The following is an 18,765-nucleotide window of genomic DNA, read 5'->3' on the forward strand; positions in this document are numbered from 1 at the left end:
ACCCTAACAAATAGAAAAATGAAAAAGTTATATAATTATATTATTTTGGTTGTTTTGCTAATTTCCGGGTGTACCAAAGACTTGGATCTATATCCTCTTGACTCTATTTCAGATGCCACCTTCTGGGAGACTGCCGACGATTTTAAATTGGCTTCCAACAACCTTTACTATTCGCTGTCACAGCAAAAGATAGAAGCCGATGTAGAGTCTGAAATCGCGTATTTTACCGATAATTCCATAAGTAACGGAACCTATGTGGTTTCTGATACCGATAGTAAATGGAATACCCCTTATACCTACATTCGTCAGTGCAATAAGATTTTTGCCGAAGCGGAAAATTCTGGAAAATTAGAGGATGCCGATGTAAAAAGGTTTGTTGCCGAAGCTAAATTTTTCAGGGCTTGGAACTATTGGATGCTTTTTAGGTTGTATGGGGGAGTACCCTTGATAAAGGATGTTCCCGATATCGATTCGGAAGGATTGTACGACGCAAGGGCCACAAGAAAGGAAACTGTCGATTTTATGCTACAAGACCTTACCGATGCTAGCCTAGACCTGCCTTTAAAATCAAGTCTTGCCTCAGCTGACGTGGGTAGGATTACCAAGGGTGCCGCCTTGGCATTAAAGGCTAGAATCGCCCTTTTTGAAGGAACCTGGGGGAAATATCATGGCGCTGATGATGGTGGATATTTAGATGTAGCCATAGCATCGGCCAGTGAGGTCATCGATAGTAATGAGTTCAGCCTGTTTACGGGTAAGGGTGCCGAAAGTTATAGATACCTCTTTATCGAGGAAGGAGATGACTCTCCAGAGAGTATATTGGACAGTCGCTATGAGGTAAACGTACGCGGTCAGAATTTCAGTGACCGTATTTTAGGTGGAGAGTATATCCCTACCAAGAAATTGGCCGATGAATACTTATGTACCGATGGACTCCCCATCGATAAATCGGATGACTTCAATGGGTATGATACAAGGACTTCGGAATACGAAAACCGTGATCCCCGTATGGAAATGACCTTTGTGCGTCCCGGTAGTTCCGTGGTCTGGTCACTTTTTCCGGAACCTATTGAAAGTTGGCCATTTTTCCCATCAAGAAATGGGAATACGGGCTATATGACCAATAAATACAGATCTGAAAATGAGTTTGGGAATACCACCCAACAGAACCAATTCGGATGGGATACCCATGTAATTCGCTATGCCGAAGTATTGCTTATCTATGCGGAAGCCTTGTACGAAAAGAACGGTAGTATCAGTGATATCGATTTAGATAAGTCGATCAATGTAATCCGTGATAGGGTAGGCATGCTTCCTCTAAAAAACACCTTTGTTAGTTCGAACGGATTGGATATGAAGGAGGAGATACGAAGGGAGCGTACCGTTGAACTTGCCTTGGAAGGCTATCGCTACGACGACTTGCGAAGATGGAAGATCGCCGAGGAGGTTTTACCACAGACCGTCTTAGGTATCAAAATAGTAGGTTCACAATGGGGTACCGACCCTATTATCATCAATGACGATGATAAGAACATCTATCTCAAGGAAGACTACCAGAGCCGAACCGATGCGAATGGCTTCCTTATTGTAGAGCCTTCTGAAAGACGTTATTTCGACGCAGGAAAACACTATTTGAGGCCCTTGCCTACAAGGGAGATCAATATAAACCCAAAGTTGGAACAAAACCCGGGTTGGTAAACCTTGTTTTACCGCTATTTATAATTAAAATTGGGGCGATAACTATCGCCCCAATATTTAAATTTTTATTCAGGCGCATTGGGTTTTTGAACAGGTAACTTATTGGAGGAAACCGGAAAAAGAAAAAATGATGAAATACAACATTGTCAAATTATTTATAGTGGCCATAATATTTCTTTCTTGTCACCGTCAAGACGATAACAAGAAAGAAATCTATTCCAAAGCTATATATAGTATGCTACCCGCGGATATGTGGCAAGATGCCCTCGTGAGTGGTAATGGGGCAATGGGCATAATGGTATTTGGTCAACCTGAAAATGAACAGGTCATCTTTAATCACGAATTCCTCTATGAGCCTATCGGAAATGAAAATGTAGAGCCACCGAATATTGCGAAGTACTTGCCGCAGACCAGAAAAATGTTGATGAATGGCGACTATGAAGGGGCCATTAATTATTCCATTGATAGGGCAAAAGATGAAGGACTCCCCAAATTGTTATGGACGGATCCCTACCATCCGGCCCTTGTCATGAACATCCAACAACCCCAGATCAATGCTATCGAGGATTACAGAAGAAGCCTAAATTTTGAAACGGGGGAAGTGGTGGTAAGTTGGAAAGATGGCGGACAGCGTTTTGACCGCCGATCTTTTGTGAGCAGAAAAGACCATGTCATTGTTCAAAAAATTGGCGGTGATGGGGCTATCAATTGCGAAATCTCAATGGATATGCAGGGGGCAAAACCGGAAGATTGGGCCACTAGGGAAGAAGTCCCCTACGGGGTGTCCGATGTTACGCGGTCGATGAGTCCCGATTGGCTTTTATTCCGCGTGAATTACCGGGTCAACAAACGCGGTTATGACGTGCTTACCAAGGTCGTTGTTAACCAAGGGCATACGGCTGTAAACGACAGTGTTTTGAGTATTCGCGATGCGGAAGAAGTACTGCTGATCAGTAAAATAATTCCATTGGAAGATTTTGGAAAAAGCCAAATTGAAGAGGCCAAGGAAGCCATAAACGAAGTTGGGCTAGACTATGGAACCTTATTATCGCGTCACACCAAAGTCCACCAAGAAATCTTTAATCGGGTAGACTTTGACATTTACCCCAACGATTCGGTGCGGCACGCGACAGAAGAACTGATTGCCCAACAGATTGAAAACCCCGATCGTATTTCTCCCGAATTTCTAGAAACCATGTTCTATATGGGGCGGTACGCCCTATTGTCTTCGAGTGGCGAAAACCCGCCCAATTTAATGGGGATATGGAACGGGCAATGGAGACCGGAATGGTCGGGTGACTTTACCACCGATGCCAATGTCAACCTACAGATTTCCTCGGCGAACATTACCGACATGCCCGAGGCGATTGATAGTTATATGAAAATGTTGGAGCGGATTGCCCCCGATTGGGAAATAAATGCTAAGAACATTTACGGTTGCAGAGGGTATTTATCAGGATTCAGGACCTCGGGGAGAAGGGGCTTGCATACCCATTTTAACGCCTCCTTTCCAGGTCAGTTTTGGGTGTCGGGGGCAGGATGGCTGCTCTCCCCATGTTATGAGTATTATCAAACGACAGGGGATGAGAAGTTCTTGAAGGAACGCTTGTTGCCGATGATGGAAAAGACCGCTCTCTTTTATGAGGACTTCCTCACCGTTAAGGACAGTGCGGGAAATTTTGTTTTCGTTCCTTCCTATTCTCCGGAAAATACACCGTCAAACTTAAAGGTGGGCGGGGTAATAAACGCTACCATGGATATTGCCGTAGCCAAGGAGATTTTTACCAATCTGATTACCGTGTACGATAATTTGGGCATTAAATCAGAAAGGAGAAAGCAATTACAGGAACTAAGGGACAAGCTTCCTCCTTACCTTATCAACGATATTGGAGGATTAAAGGAATGGGCCGCCCCCAATTTAGAGGACAATTATGACCATCGCCACGCATCGCACTTTTATCCGGTGTGGCCGGGACATGAGATTAACCCGGAAGAAACGCCCGAGCTTTTTGATGCGGCCATAATAGCGGCAAATAAGAGAAAATCCGGCAACTTTTCCGCGCATGGACTTATGCATCGGGCCCTGATCGGCGCAAGACTGAAACAGGCCGATTTACTGTATAAAAACTTGGGCTATATGCTGTCTAAAAAGTTTATTTACAGGGGAATGTTTACCTCCCATAATCCGGATCTCGAAATTTTTAATTCCGATGCACTCTGTAGTTTGCCCACCGTAGTGGCCGAAGCCTTGGTATACTCTCGCCCTGGGTTTATTGAGTTGTTGCCGGCATGGAAGGAAGATATCGCTGTGGGCAAGATCACAAATATAGCGTGCCGTACCCAAGCTCGAGTGAAGGAGCTGTCCTGGGATTTTGACAAGGGTGTTGTCCGCTGTACCATTTATTCCAATAAAAAGCAGCATATCAATCTATTGATCAGGGGCTATCATACCACTTGGACCAGCGAGGATAGCTCGGGGAAAGCGCTTACAAGCAAAGGCGAAGCGTTGGAAATTTCATTTGAAGAAGGAGAGACCAAGACCTTTACGATAAGCTTGGGGAAGCGCTGAACAACAAAATTATAAGGATAGATGAACAGTAAAAATTTAAACCATAAGATAATGAAAAGTACTCTTGTTTACATCGCTTTAGTAGCGGTATGTATCCCTCTGCTCCATGCCCAAGATGCTGTACCGGCAAAAGTTTCGGATGAGTTTCATCAAGTTTTGGTCAAGAACGTCAAGATAGATGGCGAAATCGGAAGGCGACTTGATGTGACCATGGACAACAACATCAAAAAACTCCACCTCGATAAAAACTTCACCGATCATTTCAAGGCCAAAACCGGACCCGAAGTGGTAGGGGCCTTTATCGGTATGGGAATGCTTATAGATGCCTCCGTACGATTGGCGGCTTATTCCCATGATCCGAAAATGATAGAAATAAAGAACGATATCGTCGATAAGGTTATTGACGAACAGCTGAAAAATGGGTATTCTGGATTTTATAAGCCGGAACGTAGACTGTGGAACAGTCAAGGCGGTGGTGATAATTGGGATATCCATGAAATGGCCTTTATTATTGATGGCCTAACTTCCGACTACGAACTCTTCGGAAACAAACGCTCGCTCAAAGCGGCCATAAAGACGGCTGATTTTATTATGGAACATTGGCATGAAATGCCCGATGATTACGCCGCCGAAGTAGATATGCACGTGCTCGACACGGGAATCGATTGGGCCATTTTCAGACTGTACAAGACCACGGGAGAAAAACGCTTCCTCAATTTTTCGGAAAAGACCAAGTCTTTGTACCAATGGGATACCAAGATCGAGATCGGCCGTAGACCTGGGGTAAGCGGACATATGTTCGCCTATTTTGCCATGTGTATGGCACAAATTGAACTTTACCGGTATACGGGAAACAAAGAGCTCTTACAACAGACCGAGAATGCCATGCGGTTTTTTTTGGCGGAAGATGGTCTGACCATTACGGGAAGTGCCGGACAACGTGAGATTTGGACCGACGACCAAGATGGCGAAAACGAATTGGGGGAGACCTGTGCCACGGCATATCAAACCAGGGTGTATGAAAGCCTGTTGCGTTTAACCGGAAAGGCCGAATACGGCGACCTCATTGAAAGAACCATGTATAACGGACTCTTTGGCGCCCAATCGCCAGACGGGGAAAAGTTACGCTACTATACCCCCTTTGAAGGGGAGCGTCATTATTACGATGTGGAATACATGTGCTGCCCCGGCAACTTTAGAAGGATTATTTCCGAACTGCCCGGAATGGTATATTATCGGTCGAAAGAAGATGGGGTGGCCGTGAACCTATACGCCCAATCCGAAGCAAAGCTTGAGCTCGATAAAGGTATTACGGTAGACTTGCAACAAAAGACTAGTTATCCGACCTCGGGAAGGGTAGAACTATCGGTCTCCCCGAACAAGGCATCGACCTTTCCGCTTTCCTTGAGGATCCCCTCTTGGGCCAAGGAGGCAACTATTACGGTCAATGGCGAAAAATGGCAGGGAGAAATTAAGCCGGGGACTTTTGTGAATATTACGAGGGAATGGACTTCGAAGGATCAGGTGGTTTTAGATTTCCCTATGGATATCCGTTTTATAAGAGGAAGGAAAAGAAATTCGGGACGGGTGGCCCTTATGCGTGGTCCCATAATCTATGGGTTGAACCTTGATAAGAATCCGGAAGCTACCGCAAACGGGAAGCGTTCCTTTTACGACCTGAGAAGGATTTTGTTGGATCCCAGAACCTTGAGCGGCCCTGAAAGTGACGATTCGGTGCGTCCTGATGGTACAGCCCTTTTTATTAGCGGTTGGAGGGAAAACAATAGTGGAAAGGCAGATCGTAAACATGAATTTAGGTTGAAACTTACCGAATTTCCCGATCCCGATAGCCAATTCATTTATTTCAAAATACCCGATTACAGCATAGAAGTAGAAGATGAATTGGTAGATAAATCAGGGAATTATTTGAATGTGGATTAGTCCACTAAACTATAAACAACATGAAACGTAGGGATTATATAAAGACGGTGTCGCTGGGAGCGATCATACCTATGGCGTTTTCGGGCCATGGGATGTCTAGGTTTTTTAAAAAGGAATTAGGGAAGAATGTTCCCGTACAGTTTAAGAGTGCTTGGGAACTGTGGTACGACATGAAGTGGGTAGGCCCCGAATATTGGGGAAACAGGTTACAAGACTGGGAAATACGTGACGGCAGGTTGCTTTGTAATATAACGGCAAGGAACAGAAACTTGCAGTTGCTGACGGTGCAAAACCACAACGGCGATGCCGGGGTGCGTATCACAGTCACCATTGAAGTGGTAAACCCTGAAATACAGCAATTGAACAAGGGTTGCGTAGGAATGCTTTTAGGGGGGAAAGGCGATTTTGAAGATTATAGGTCCGCCATCTTTGGAAAGGGATTAGTTATAGGGCTGACACCAAGGGGTAAGTTAAAGGTGGGCGAGGCGATCATTGAAACGGGTTTCGAGGAGCTGCCCAAACACTTTACCTTATCGGTAAGTACTTCCCTTGGGGCAAATGACAGCCAGAACCTTCAAGTTGAAGTGTTGGCAGAAAATAAAACCCTCTTCCTTAGCAAGGACTTGACCGTACAAAAAACGGAGGTACTTGGCAATTTTGCCCTTATGGCAGATTTTCAAGGGAAGGGCCTAACCGAAGATCGCCCATCGTGTGCCTTCTCCGATTGGACCATTCAATCCTCATCACTGTATGAAAACGAGGACCAGATATTCGGACCCATTTGTTTTACCCAATACACCTTACATAGAAAGCGATTAAAGCTTAAGGGACAGTTTGCCCCGTTTGAAAAGATACCGGGACATAAACTACGATTGGAATTTAAAAAAGAAGGCGGATGGGCCGTAGAAAAGGAAATAAGCTTGACGCATGCCGGGAGAACGGAACTTTTTGTAATTGACCATTGGGAAGGGGACAAGGATGTGCCTTATCGTATTGCCGTAGAACTGCCCAGAAAAGATGGGGTTCTTCAATACTACTATGAAGGGACTATCGCCGAAGAGCCCAAGGATAAAGACGAGCTTAAACTGGCCGTATTGAATTGCAATGCCGATTACGGTTTTCCCGATAGTGATATCTATGAGGCCTTGAGTAAATTGGACTACGATATATGTGCTTTTCTCGGGGATCAGTTTTATGAGCGGAACGGGGGGTACGGATCGCAATTTACGGGCGACTTCGACAAACGCTGTCTTGATTTTTTAAGAAAGTGGATGATGTTCGGTTGGTCGTACCGCGAAGTGTTTCGGCATAAACCCTGCGCCGTCATCACCGATGACCACGATGTGTACCAAGGCAACCTATGGGGGGCGGGAGGAAGCCATACGGACCCTAGTTTGGGCTACGGTTCAGATGCCCAGGATACGGGAGGATATAAAATGGATCCCGAGTGGGTGAATATCCTTCAGTTTACCCAAACCGCGCATTTGCCCGACCCCTACGATGCTAGGCCTGTAGAGCAAGGAATCAATGTATACTATACACAATGGGATTATGCCGGGCTGAGTTTTGCCATTTTGGAAGACCGTAAGTTTAAATCGGCCCCAAAAATGGTATTACCGCCCGAGGCCGAAGTCTATAACGGTTTTATCGTGGGCGAAAATTTCGATATCAAAAAATACAGGGATATAGAGGCCGACCTACTGGGGGAACGCCAAGAGGCATTCCTTGAAGATTGGGTACAAGACTGGCAAGAAGACACCCAGATGAAGGCCCTTTTGTCACAGACCATTTTTGCCGCGGTCGCAACCTTGCCCAAAGACAATAATACGGGCGAAACCATGGTGCCGACCTTGTACGTGCCAGAAAAAGGGGAATACATTGAAGGAGATGTGATGACCGTAGATGCCGATAGCAACGCCTGGCCACAGAATAAAAGGGACAAAGCCTTAAGGACTATCAGAAAAGCCATGACCTTTCACATCGCGGGAGACCAGCATCTCAGTACATTTATCAAATATGGGGTAGACGAATTTGGCGATTGCGGTTATGCTTATACCGGTCCTGCGCTAAACAATGTTTGGCCGAGAAGGTTCTGGCCTCCGGTCGATGGTAGTGGACATAGTCATGATAAACCCGCCTACACGGGCGACCATATCGATGGATTTGGAAACAAGATTACCGTAGAGGCTGTGGGCAATCCGTATAACTCGCACAAAGAACCGGTTATTCTACACAACCGGGCCTGTGGCTACGGTATAGTGAGCTTTAACAAAAAGGAACGCACCATACGGACCGATTGCTATAAACGTTTCTACGACCCCTTACAAAGCGATGCACAATACCCGGGTTGGCCGATAACCGTGAAGCAGGAAGATAATTACCTTTCAAAGGCTGATCTGTTTTTGCCGGAATTGCATATTACTTCAGAAAAGCTTCCCTTATTAAAGGTGTTTGAAGAAGACGGCACTTTGTTATATGTATTGCGATTGCCTTCCAATACGTATAGCCCAAGGGTATTTGCCAAGGGAAAATATAGTATTTCCTTGGAAATTATAGGTAGCCCGTCACTACGGAAGCAATACAAAGTAAAAGCCGGGAGGGAACCCCTTAAACGCTTAAAGGTAGATCTTAGCGCATAATGTAGTAGTCTTTTTAGATTGGCGTGCTTCGCTTTAAAAAGGGCGGGCCAATACCCGAAAGGGGTAGAGGGGTACAGAAATTTAGAAATGAAAAGGGGCGGGTTTGAAAGCCCGCCCTTTTTATATGAAGGGGTGTTGTGGCCCCATTATCATTTAGCCTTTTGTTTTAGTGCTTCCTTTTGGGTTAAGATGAGGATTCCTCCAATTACGAATCCACTTATCAAGCCGCCAAAATGCGCCGCATTGTCGATTCCTCCTAAAAATCCGAACAATAAACTTCCTCCTGCATAAAATCCTAATAGAATCCATGTTGTTGAGCGCATATAACGCGGGAAGATTTTAAAGATTGTAAAGGCCAGAATGATACCATATAATCCGAAAATAGCACCGGAAGCCCCAACGCTTACCGTATTTTCATACCAAATTACACTGGCGATGCTAGCCACGATTCCACAAAGGATATAGCTTAATATGAATTGGGCTCTTCCAAGGATACTATCCAATACCATTCCTCCCAATCCTAAACCGACCAGGTTCATAACAAGGTGCAGTAAACCGCCATGGATAAAGGTCGATGTTAGAAGTCTCCAAAACTCCCCGGTCATTACCTCGGCCCTTCTGTTTCCACCAATTTCCAACAGTTCTTGTGGTGTGGGGGAGATGATGTTCAATCCGGAAAACATCATCACCAGAAATACCGCGATATTCAAGAGTAATAAAATCGAGGTGGACTTATAGGGCCCCATGGGATTCAAGTATTCTAAAAACTCTTTGAGGTCGTCGTCTTTGAGGTCTTTTCTCTTTTTGAAGTTGTTCAACTCTTTTTTGTTAATTCCGGGAAGGGTGGTCATCAAGAGCAAAACAAAGGCCCCTATGCCGAATGAGGCAAAGATCCAGGTAAAGCTATTGTCATTCTTATCGACAAAGGCTTCCATCTTTGGTACGAGAATGATTTGCGCTTTTTCATCTACACCCGTATTCACCGTTTTGATGGCCCCTAGAAATCCATCCCTGTCATCTGAATTTCCTAGCTTTTGAAAGTAGTTGGCATTTTGAAAGCTGTAGGATTTTAGTTTTCGTTCCGATGCCTGTATAAACTTTTTATAGGCGACATCTTTTTCGTGGTCATTTAATCTATTGCTGATCGTTTTCTTGAAAGTAATACCGTACCAAACATTCTCGGCCTTCTTAAACGGACAAGAAATGTACAGGTGGAAATTGAGGCGGCTATTATACTTTCCGGAAGTCCGTGATGTTACATAGGGCAACAATGTATTCTTGTCGAGGCTATAGGCATTGACCTTGAAGTATTTCTCCTTTTCATGTGCCTTTGTCTGTTGAATGTTGTTGACAAAGATCAAATCGTAGGAAGCTTTTTGAAGATAATTCTGACTGATGATGATAGGCACCGTCATGGCCAGCGCCATTGCAAATTGATAGGCAAAGTTTCCGTCCCCGCCTTTCCTACTTATTTTTAGGATGGGAATCCTTCGTCTTAGCCAAAGTAATATCGGTACCCATGGAATGGCAAAGGGAATCCAAAAGTCCAGCAAGTCCTCTTTTAGGGGGAGAATGCCCAATTTGATATCGAAAATCCACCTGAAAAGGTTGTAGGCCAGAATAGTAGCTATGGAGATGACCAAAAAAGGGAAATAAACTTCCTTGAGTTTTATGCTAAGCCTATTCATTTTTCGATGCCTTTTTTTATACGTCCGTGGGGATAATCGGTACAATTTTCAATTTCTCCCACGGATCGATCTAGCTATACAACGTATTTTCATGGGAAATCACATGTTCCTTCACCTTATTTTGAAATTCAAGGGGGGTGAGTCCTGCATGTAGTTTAAAAAATCGGCTAAAATAGGAGTGGTCCTTGAACCCAAGTTTATAGGCTATTTCCTTAATGGTATTCTCACTGTGTATGATCTGTCGCTTGGCCTCCAATATAAGCCTGTCGTGTATGATTTGCACCCCGGTCTTGTTCAGTTTCTCCTTGAGGATTTGGTTGAGGCGCTTTGCGCTAATCCCCAGTTTTCCGGCGTAGAACTCGGCATTGCGTTGGTCTTCGTAATTTTTTTCAAGCAAGAGCATAAACTCGTAGACCCGCTTTTCGTTAATATCGTGCAAGGTAAAATGCTGCTCTTTTAGCTGGATCAATTGGAGTAGAAAAACCTTTAAGACGGCCTTTACCATAATTAAATTGATGGTTTCCTGATGGTATTCGGCTTCCAAAAGTTCAAGTACCGAAACGAGTCCCTTTGAACTCTCTTCATTGACTTGAAGACAGGAAAATTCCCCTTGTATATTGAACATCCGGAATACATCCAACAGAAATTCCTTTAAATCGCCCTCCAATAATTCTTGCTTAAAGGAAATCAACACCCCGTTTTTTCCGGCCTTGTTCAATTGGTGGACCCTATAGGGGGGGATCAAATAGATCCAATCCCCTTTTAAGGTTTGAAAACTGTGTTGCGGAACGTGAAGGGCGTCTTCATTACGCAGCCAAACGATTTCAAAAAAATCCTTTCTTGCCGGGTCGTTTAAATAGGCCGGGGGGCAATTGCCCAAATCTCGAATATATAACACTTTATCACTGAGCATAAAACCTCTGTTTTATTGTTTGCGGACGAGGGTTTAAAATAGCCGATGCCACCCCGTTTCCAAAATGTACCACAAAAATAGCGAATAACACCACCATAAATAGCGATGTGGGCAAATTGTACCACATATCTATCAGATTGTATAACTATTTGCCATGGGGACCCGCCTAATTTTGTACTCGAGTTTAATGAAGGAAACGATTTTAAATCGATTTAGAGATGGAGAACATACTTGATGAAAGCAAGACCCGATTAGTGGAAAGTGCAATGAGGTCCATTGCAAACGAGCACCTTAGGCTAATAGAGCTTATCCCATATGGGGAATGGGCCGCTTTAATTCCCGTGATTACCCAGGCCAAACGTATTTTTATAATGGGCGCAGGGCGTACCGGACTCATGATGAAGGCGGCGGCAATGCGTTTTATGCACTTGGGCTACGAGGTACACGTAGTAGGGGAAACCACCTCGCCGGCCATAGCTGCGGGTGATGTACTGATTGCCGGTTCGGGTTCGGGTACGACCCTGGGTATCGTCAACGCCGCGGAAACCACGAAACGGGTTGGAGCAGGACTGATATGCTTTACGACCAACCCCGATTCACGCTTGGCCTTATTGTCAGACCATGTGGTGCGTATACCCGCGGCAGAAAAGCAGGGACGCGACGAATCCATTTCCAAGCAATATGCGGGCAGTCTTTTTGAACAGTCGCTCTTATTGGGTTTAGATGCTTTTTTTCAGACCCTTTGGGAATTGGACGGGAGTCCGGCTTCCGAACTTTGGAAGCGGCACGCCAATATGGAGTAACATATTCGATTGCAATACAGAATTAATAATAGAACATTTTAAACATAGAATTATGGCAAAGTTACAAGTAGCAATAGATTTATTAAAAATAGAAGATGCCATTGCATTGGCGACCAAGGTGTCCCCGTACATCGACATTATAGAATTGGGAACGCCCCTTATTAAAAGTGAGGGCCTATCGGGAATCAGAAAGATGAAAGATGCCTTTCCCGATAAATTGGTCTTGGCCGATCTAAAAACGGCCGATGCAGGGGAATTGGAAGCCGATATGGCCTTTGGTGCCGGAGCCGATTACATTACGGTTCTAGGGGCAACGGGTGATGCGACCATAGCTGGGGCGGTAAAATCGGCAAAAGCACATGGCAAGGGTATCGTAGTCGATACCATTGGAGTAAAAGACAGGGTAAAACGTGCCCAAGAGGCTATTGCCTTGGGCGCCGAATTTGTAGAATTGCATGCCGGTCTTGACGAACAGGCCGAAGAAACGTATTCCATTCAGGTATTGATAGATGAAGCCGCCAGGGCGGGAGTACCCGTGTCTATCGCCGGAGGTGTAAACCTAGGCAGTATTGCGGCCGTAAAACAATCGGGAGTAACGGTAGCAGTGGCAGGAGCCGCCATTTACGGTGCCGAAGACCCTAGCCAAGCGGCCAAGGAGTTAAAGGAATTATTGGAAGCCTAGGCCCTACCAAGCCATAAATGATTGCTCAATTACAAAGCTATCAGGCCTTTAGTTTTGTATATGGTAGTTATGAAGCGGATCGTATCAAAATTGTTGCGAGCGCGATTCCAATACTCGTAAAAACAAAAAAAGGACCAATGCACAGGCATGGTCCTTTTGTTTTCCAGTCCCCATAAATTCATGGGCTAGGGGAGGTGTTCTATTCCGGAAGGCCGTAGGTATCCACTACATAGTCGATATCCTTATCCCCTCTACCGCTCAAATTGATGAGTATGGATTTTTGGGGATGCTCTTGGGCCAGTTTTATACCATAGGCAACGGCATGGGAGCTTTCCAGGGCGGGAATGATCCCTTCCAGTCGGCTTAGCTCGTAGAAGGCGTCTATGGTTTCCTTGTCGTTGATAATGTCGTAGTTGACGGCACCCATGTCCTTGAGCATACTGTGCTCGGGGCCGACACCCGGATAATCGAGTCCGCTTGCCACGGAATAGACCGGTGCCGGGTCGCCATTCTCATCTTGTAGGGTATAGCACTTAAAACCGTGGATGATGTTCGGGGTACCAAAGGTCATGGTAGCGGCATGCTCGCCCATTTCCAAGGAGCGACCTCCGGGTTCAACGCCGTGCAATTTGCAGTCATCGTCTTCGAGAAATGCCGAGAATATCCCTATGGCATTGCTTCCTCCGCCCACACAGGCCACGACATGGTCGGGCAGTTCCCCGGTCATATCCATAAACTGCTCTCGGGCTTCGATACCCACCACCCGTTGAAAATCACGGACCATCATGGGAAAGGGATGGGGACCCACCACCGAACCGATGCAGTAAATGGTGTTTTCAGGATCCTTAAGGTAGGCCTCAAAGGCCGAATCGACCGCTTCTTTTAAGGTTTTTAGACCGTGGGTCGCGGGCACCACCTCGGCCCCCAATATTTTCATACGCACCACGTTCGGATGCTGTTTTTTAATATCGACCTCGCCCATGTGTATTTCGCACTCCAACCCGAAATAGGCTGCGGCAGTGGCCAAAGCCACCCCGTGTTGGCCCGCTCCGGTTTCGGCGATCAGTTTCTTTTTACCGAGGTGCTTGGCCAGCAAGGCCTCGCCCATACAGTGGTTCAGCTTATGCGCTCCCGAATGGTTCAGGTCTTCCCGTTTTAAATAGATCCGTCCCCCGTATTTTTTGGACAAACGGGAACAATAGTAGACCGGGGTGGGGCGCCCCTGGTAATGTTTGCGGATGCTACGCAACTCCTCTATAAAGTTGTGCGATTTGCTAATGGTCTGATAGGCATCCGTTATTTTTTTCATTTCGACCTCTAGGGCCGGTGGTATAAAGGCCCCACCGTAATCTTCGAAAAACCCTTGGTCATTCGGGTATTTTTTAAAGTAACTGCTCATGCTATGTTATTAAAATTAATTTTTGGTTCGCGCATCTCATAAAAATACACAAAGCATTCAATTGAGCCCAAAGAGGGAATAGTAAATTAGGGGGATTCACAAAATGTTATCATTTCTTTAGGAAAAGAAGGTAGGGGTGGGGGGGAATGGTGATAGGACCATATGAAGATTTTTTTACAAGACGTTTACGGAAAACTGTAAAAAAGAATGGAAGAAAGGGGCTAAGTTGCAGCGGGGTAAATATGGGGCGTTAAGGCAATTTTGAAAGTGTTAATCCATAGAGTCTGTTCGCTTTAATTTGAACTAATAAAAAGGGGGATTTAGCGTAAAATTTGGCTTCAATTTATGAATTGTTCTAACTTTAGAAGCTTGAAAATGACTGATGATGTCATTGGAATTTAACCACTTACAACTTGAACATTGATTAAAATTGCTCCATATTAATATTTTATTAAAATGGCTAAATTCATTACAGGAAAACAGCTGACCGACGAGGTTTATGAGATTATTCATAAGGCAAAGAAGCAATTGTTAATTGTTTCTCCATACATTAAATTAGATGATTATTTCAAAAAGGCTCTTTTTGAAAATCATAAGAAAAATTCAGAACTACACATTATTATTGCCTTTGGAAAAAACAAAAAAAATCCACAACGGAGTTTACAAAAAGAAGACCTAGATTATTTTAAGGACTTTCCGAATGTTTCTATTGTTTTCATTCCCAATCTACATGCAAAATATTATGCCAATGAGAAAAAGGGCATTATAACATCTATCAATTTGTATGATTATTCATTTAAAAACAATGTCGAGTTCGGGGTAATCAGTGAGACCTCACTTTTGGGAGGTTCTGCCATCGATAAGGAAGCTTGGCAGGAAACCATGAAGATCTTAGGGGAAAATAGCACCGCTTTTATAAGAAGGCCAACGTATAAAAAGAAGTTTTTGATTGCGAAAGATTATGTTGGATCTGAAACGCTTTTAGATCTTACCGAGGAATTATTAAGTGGAAGGATCCCGAAAAAACGAAGCGTTTTTGAATTTATGGATCGTACCTTTGTAGACGAGCTACCATATACGGAAAGGGTAAGTAGGGAGGAATTTGAAAAACAAAATAGCTTGGCAGAACCGATTATCGAAATACAGGAACCCAAGACAAAAAATAAACTTCTTTCCGCAACAAATCTTGGAAAGTTAAAAGGGAAATCTTTTGCAGAAGTCATTGAGGTTATGATAGCAAATGGATATGTTGTAGATAAGACTACCATAACCGTAAATGGTAAGTCGGTAGGAATTGAATATAGAGAGAATGCCAAAGGGGAGAAATGGATTGTTTACCCACAGTCTTTGGCCGAATTATTATAAATTTAGCGTTTAACTAATATAAATGACCCAACAAACACAACAACTACAAGCCCAACTCTGGAACATCGCCAATACCCTTCGAGGGAAGATGGATGCCGATGATTTTAGGGACTACATACTAGGCTTCATTTTTTACAAATACCTGAGTAAAAAAATGGAACTCTACGCCAACGAAATCTTGGAGCCGGACAACCTAAAGTTCCGCGATTTGGAAGGCCATCCGCAGGAAACGGAATACATAGAAGCCGTACGGGATGCCGCCTTGGATAAACTAGGCTATTTCTTATTGCCCTCTGAGCTGTTCTCCGAACTGGCCAGACGTGGCAATTCCGGCGGAAAACACCAATTTATATTAAGTGATCTATCTAGGGTATTGACGCATATTGAGCAGAGTACCATGGGTAGTGAAAGTGAAGAGGATTTTGGCAACCTCTTCGAAGATCTGGATCTCACCAGTTCTAAACTTGGGAAGTCGGAGAACGATAAGAACGAACTCATTGTAAAAGTACTTTCGCATTTAGAGGAAATCGATTTTGATATAGCCAATTCTGAAAGCGATATGCTGGGCGATGCCTACGAATACCTGATCGGGCAATTTGCTTCCGGTGCAGGGAAGAAGGCGGGGGAGTTTTATACCCCCCAACAGGTATCGAACGTATTGGCGCAATTGGTCACCTTGGGTAAGGACAAGTTAAAGAGTGTTTACGACCCCACCTGTGGTTCTGGCTCTTTGTTGCTACGCGTTGCCAAACAAGTAAAGCAAGTGGGCGGATTCTACGGTCAGGAAATGAACCCCACTACCTACAACCTGTGCCGCATGAACATGATTATGCACGATGTACATTACAAAAAGTTCGATATAAAAAACGAAAACACCCTCGAAAAACCACAGCATGTAGATATGCGTTTTGAGGCCATTGTCGCCAACCCGCCATTTTCGGCCAAGTGGAGTGCGAGTCCCTTGTTTATGAGCGACGACCGTTTTGCCGCCTACGGCAAACTGGCACCGGGCAGTAAGGCCGATTTTGCCTTTGTACAGCACATGGTGCATCAATTGGCCGATAATGGTACCATGGCCTGTGTATTGCCCCATGGCGTACTGTTTAGGGGGGCTGCCGAAGGGCATATACGTAAGTACCTGATAGAAGACCGTAATTACCTCGATGCCGTTATAGGCCTGCCCGCCAATATCTTTTACGGTACGAGCATCCCTACCTGTATTTTGGTATTGAAGAAAAACAGGTCAGAAGCTAAGAATATACTCTTTATAGACGCTAGCCAACATTTTGAAAAGGTAAAGACCCAAAATGTGTTGCGGGACGGGCACATTACCAAAATAATAGATGTTTATAAGGCCTACAGCAGCGGAGCCTTGGACGATGCCGTGGTGGACAAATATAGCTATGTGGCTCCATTGGCCCAGGTAGCCGAAAACGACTACAACCTGAACATACCTCGTTATGTGGACACCTTTGAGGAAGAGGAGCCGGTAGACTTGCAACAAGTCTCCCAAGACTTAAAACAACTCGAAAAAGAGATAAGGAAAACCGATAACACCATACAACAGTTCTGTGATGAACTGGGCATAGATACCCCTTTTTAATGGCAGCACAAAATACAAACGTAATATCAAATCAACCCGTCATCGCGAGTGAGGAAAGAGCGAAACAATCTGCTCTTTCGAAGCCAACGAAGCAATCTCTTGTTCCGGCATTACGCTTTAAAGAGTTTGAGGGGGGAATTAGGGAAACTTCTTTTGGCAAGCTTTATTCATTTCATACTACAAATTCATTTTCTAGAGCGAAATTAAATTATGATAAGGGAATAGTTAGAAATATCCATTATGGAGATATACATACTAAGTTTCAATCTCATTTTTATTTAGAAAGTGAATGTGTTCCTTTTATAAATGAGGATGTAGACTTATCTAAAGTTAAAGAAGAATCTTACTGTAAAGTTGGAGATATCATAATTGCCGATGCATCCGAAGACTATGCTGATATTGGCAAATCTATTGAGCTGTTAGACCTTAATAATGAAAAAATATTAGCTGGATTGCATACTTTTTTAGCTAGGCCTATTTCAGGTAAAACAGCAGTCGGTTTTATGAGCTATCTTCTAAAATCTTGGAAGTTAAGAAAGCAGATAATGACAATCGCTCAAGGCACTAAAGTTTTAAGCCTGTCAACGAGGAGGGTATCAAAATTAAAACTCAACCTCCCCTCCCTCCCCGAACAACAAAAAATAGCGGCCTTTTTGTCTGCCGTAGATCAAAAAATACAGCAGCTCACCCAAAAGAAAGCCTTGTTGGAGGACTACAAAAAAGGGGTGATGCAGCAACTGTTTTCGGGTAAACTGAGGTTTAAGGATGATGATGGGAATGACTATCCCGATTGGGAGGAGAAACGGTTGGGGGATATATTAACAATTGGAAGTGGGCGTGATTATAAACATCTTTCACAAGGAGACATTCCCGTTTATGGTACTGGTGGGTACATGACATCAGTTAGCGAGTATTTATTTGATGGAGATAGCGTAGGAATAGGAAGAAAAGGGACTATTGACAAACCTGTATTTTTAAGTGGTAAGTTTTGGACTGTAGATACACTATTCTATACACATTCATTCAAGGAAGTTTTACCTTTTTTTATTTATTTAAAATTTCAATCTATAAATTGGAAACTCTATAATGAAGCATCCGGAGTACCTAGTTTATCCAAATCAACAATAGAAAAAATCAAGATTGAAATCCCATCATTGCCAGAACAACAAAAAATCGCGAGTTTTTTATCAAGTATCGATGCCAAAATAGAACAGGTCAACCAACAACTCAACCAAACCCAGACTTTTAAAAAAGGCTTGTTGCAGCAGATGTTTGTGTAAGGGTAAAAATTGAAACACATGGTATTATCGGTGCTTGGTTGTTGAGCGTAGTTGAAACAAAAAAAGCATTGGAAACATCGGGTTATTCAAAAATTAAGGGATGATGGCGCACGTTTTTTAGTTGTATGAAGTTTTGCGCACGTTTTTATTCAATGGCGCACGTTTTTTAATTCAATTTTTGCGCA

12 protein-coding genes are annotated in these 18,765 nt (G+C 44.0%); 9 read left to right on the forward strand and 3 right to left on the reverse strand.

All coding sequences use genetic code 11. The annotated features are described in order from the left end of the window. The first annotated feature begins 18 nt into the window (after positions 1-18). The 4 genes from BW980_RS07840 (at position 19) to BW980_RS07855 (ending at position 8,847) form a co-directional block, all read left to right on the forward strand. The gene (locus BW980_RS07840; RefSeq protein ID WP_076454421.1) at positions 19-1,698 is read left to right on the forward strand and encodes a RagB/SusD family nutrient uptake outer membrane protein; all 1,680 of its coding nucleotides are present in this window, start codon (positions 19-21) and stop codon (positions 1,696-1,698) included. A gap of 130 nt (positions 1,699-1,828) precedes the next feature. Continuing rightward, positions 1,829-4,267 (forward strand): glycosyl hydrolase family 95 catalytic domain-containing protein, encoded by a 2,439-nt coding sequence (locus BW980_RS07845; protein WP_175609866.1) that lies wholly within the window; start codon positions 1,829-1,831, stop codon positions 4,265-4,267. 51 nt (positions 4,268-4,318) lie between these two features. Further along, the gene (locus BW980_RS07850; RefSeq protein ID WP_175609867.1) at positions 4,319-6,208 is read left to right on the forward strand and encodes a beta-L-arabinofuranosidase domain-containing protein; all 1,890 of its coding nucleotides are present in this window, start codon (positions 4,319-4,321) and stop codon (positions 6,206-6,208) included. A gap of 20 nt (positions 6,209-6,228) precedes the next feature. Next, the gene (locus BW980_RS07855; protein ID WP_076454425.1) at positions 6,229-8,847 is read left to right on the forward strand and encodes an alkaline phosphatase D family protein; all 2,619 of its coding nucleotides are present in this window, start codon (positions 6,229-6,231) and stop codon (positions 8,845-8,847) included. A gap of 149 nt (positions 8,848-8,996) precedes the next feature. On the opposite strand, the gene BW980_RS07860 is transcribed toward BW980_RS07855, so the two are convergent. Beyond that, the gene (locus tag BW980_RS07860; RefSeq protein ID WP_083690413.1) at positions 8,997-10,535 is read right to left on the reverse strand and encodes a rhomboid family intramembrane serine protease; all 1,539 of its coding nucleotides are present in this window, start codon (positions 10,533-10,535) and stop codon (positions 8,997-8,999) included. Positions 10,536-10,605: 70 nt separating this feature from the next. Then, the gene (locus tag BW980_RS07865) at positions 10,606-11,448 is read right to left on the reverse strand and encodes a helix-turn-helix domain-containing protein (protein WP_076454427.1); all 843 of its coding nucleotides are present in this window, start codon (positions 11,446-11,448) and stop codon (positions 10,606-10,608) included. A gap of 218 nt (positions 11,449-11,666) precedes the next feature. Between BW980_RS07865 and hxlB the strand changes: the two genes are divergently transcribed. Further along, positions 11,667-12,251 carry a 6-phospho-3-hexuloisomerase gene (hxlB, locus tag BW980_RS07870; RefSeq protein ID WP_076454430.1) on the forward strand — a complete coding sequence of 195 codons (585 nt, stop codon included), beginning with the start codon at positions 11,667-11,669 and terminating at the stop codon, positions 12,249-12,251. A gap of 52 nt (positions 12,252-12,303) precedes the next feature. Next, entirely contained in the window at positions 12,304-12,933 is a 630-nt protein-coding gene (gene hxlA / locus BW980_RS07875; RefSeq protein ID WP_076454432.1) for a 3-hexulose-6-phosphate synthase, read from the forward strand. Between the two features lie 199 nt (positions 12,934-13,132). On the opposite strand, the gene trpB is transcribed toward hxlA, so the two are convergent. After that, a complete protein-coding gene (trpB, locus tag BW980_RS07880; protein ID WP_013995283.1) occupies positions 13,133-14,332 on the reverse strand; it encodes a tryptophan synthase subunit beta in 1,200 nt (399 codons plus the stop codon). A 456-nt stretch (positions 14,333-14,788) separates the two neighbouring features. Between trpB and BW980_RS07885 the strand changes: the two genes are divergently transcribed. The 3 genes from BW980_RS07885 to BW980_RS22740 are packed head-to-tail and all read left to right on the forward strand — an operon-like array spanning position 14,789 to position 18,580. After that, complete coding sequence (locus tag BW980_RS07885) at positions 14,789-15,697, forward strand: phospholipase D family protein (RefSeq protein ID WP_076454434.1); 909 nt, start codon at positions 14,789-14,791, stop codon at positions 15,695-15,697. 22 nt (positions 15,698-15,719) lie between these two features. Beyond that, the gene (locus BW980_RS07890; RefSeq protein ID WP_076454436.1) at positions 15,720-17,300 is read left to right on the forward strand and encodes a type I restriction-modification system subunit M; all 1,581 of its coding nucleotides are present in this window, start codon (positions 15,720-15,722) and stop codon (positions 17,298-17,300) included. Beyond that, entirely contained in the window at positions 17,300-18,580 is a 1,281-nt protein-coding gene (locus BW980_RS22740) for a restriction endonuclease subunit S (RefSeq protein WP_083690414.1), read from the forward strand. Before BW980_RS07890 ends, BW980_RS22740 begins: the two co-directional genes overlap by 1 nt. Positions 18,581-18,765: the final 185 nt, after the last annotated feature.

This window comes from Zobellia uliginosa, assembly GCF_900156625.1.
GTDB classification, from domain to species: domain Bacteria; phylum Bacteroidota; class Bacteroidia; order Flavobacteriales; family Flavobacteriaceae; genus Zobellia; species Zobellia uliginosa.